The sequence below is a fragment of the Hydrogenophaga sp. genome, from assembly GCF_026125785.1.
In the GTDB taxonomy this organism is placed as follows: Bacteria; Pseudomonadota; Gammaproteobacteria; order Burkholderiales; family Burkholderiaceae_C; genus Hydrogenophaga.
Window position 1 is genome coordinate 1 of sequence record NZ_JAHCKL010000045.1, and the last position, 1,594, is coordinate 1,594.

The 1,594-nt window shown below is 69.6% G+C and carries 2 protein-coding genes; both read right to left on the minus strand.

Annotated elements, in window-relative coordinates; genetic code table 11:
• Nucleotides 1-881: UDP-glucose 4-epimerase GalE (gene galE / locus KIT53_RS20230; RefSeq protein ID WP_297756294.1), on the minus strand; the 881-nt coding region annotated here is incomplete at its 3' end.
• A gap of 44 nt (nt 882-925) precedes the next feature.
• On the minus strand, nt 926-1,594 hold a 669-nt coding region (locus KIT53_RS20235; protein ID WP_297756296.1), incomplete at its 5' end, for a glycosyltransferase family 2 protein.

Genomic DNA, 1,594 nt, shown 5'->3' on the forward strand with positions numbered 1-1,594 from the left:
GGCCGCCGCTCGACGATGCGATAGGGGATCGGCCGGCCGCTGGCGCGCTCGAAGGCCCGCACCACGTCCAGGACGCTGTAGCCCTGCCCGGTGCCCAGGTTCACCACCAGGGTGCCGCCATCGCCGGCCCGGGACAGGGCCTGCACGTGGCCCTGGGCCAGATCCATCACGTGGATGTAGTCGCGCACCCCGGTGCCGTCCGGCGTCGGCCAGTCGCCGCCGAACACCTGCAGCTGCGGCAGGGCGCCCACCGCCACCTTGGTGATGAAGGGCATGAGGTTGTTGGGGATGCCCTGGGGATCCTCGCCGATCATGCCGCTCTCATGGGCGCCCACCGGATTGAAATAGCGCAGCAGGGTCAGCTTCCAGCGCGGGTCCGACCGGGACAGATCCTGCAGCACCTGTTCGGCCATGAGCTTGGTCCGGCCGTAGGGATTGGTGGGGCCCACCGGATCGGACTCGACGATGGGCACCCGCTGCGGATCCCCGTAGACCGTGGCCGAGGAGCTGAACACCAGATGCCGGGCACCGGCGCCATCCAGGGCACGCACCAGGGCCGTCAGGCTGCCCAGATTGTTCTCGTAGTAGTCCAGGGGCCTGGCCACCGATTCACCCACGGCCTTGAAGGCGGCGAAGTGGATGGCGGCCGCGACCCGGTGCCGGGCAATGATCTGCGACAGGCGCTGGGTCTCCTGCACCCGCATGCGATAGAAATGCAGCGTCCGGCCGGCGATGGCCTCCACCCGCTGCATCGCCGCCTCGTGGCTGTTGGACAGGTCGTCGACCACCACCACCTCGTGGCCGGCCGCCAGCAGGGCGACGCAGGTGTGGGAGCCGATGTAACCGGCGCCGCCGGTGACCAGGATGGTGGAGTTGGACATGGATACCTGCGGAAGGGAGACGGTGGACGGTGGGGCGGGTGGCCCTAGCCCATATCGGCAGGACGGCGCAGAAACTGCAGGCCCCGGTGACGCAGCTTGTGCAGCAGCATGGTGCCGCCGCCCCTGAGCTTGTGGGTCCGCAGGATGCGCATGGATTCCAGATTGCCCCGGACCACGTTGCGCCAGGAGCGGTTGGTGTGCCCGCCGGCCCGCATGCGCACCAGGATGCCCGGCACGTGGTGGGTGCGCAGCCCCGGCCGGCTCAGCATCCGCACCACCAGGTCGAAATCGGCGTGAAACCGGTAGCGCAGGTCGAAACCGCCCAGCTGCTGCAGCAGCGAGCGGCGCACGAACAGGGTCGGATGGGGCGGCATCCAGCCCTGCTCCAGCAGGCCGGGACGGAACGGCTCCGCCTTCCAGTAGCGAACCACGGCGTCCAGGTCATCGGGGCGCACGTAGACCAGATCGGCCCAGGCAGCGTCGGCATCGTGGGCGGCGCAGGCGTGCACCATGCTGGCCACCGCATCGGTGCGGGCGTACACGTCGTCGGCGTTGAGAAAGGCCACGTAGTCGCCCGTGGCCAGGCGCAGCCCCTTGTTCATGGCGTCGTAGAGGCCGCGGTCGGGCTCCGACACCAGCACCTGGGGCTGGCGCCCATGGGCGCGGATCAACGCCAGGGTGGTATCGGTGGAGGCGCCGTCGATGACCACATG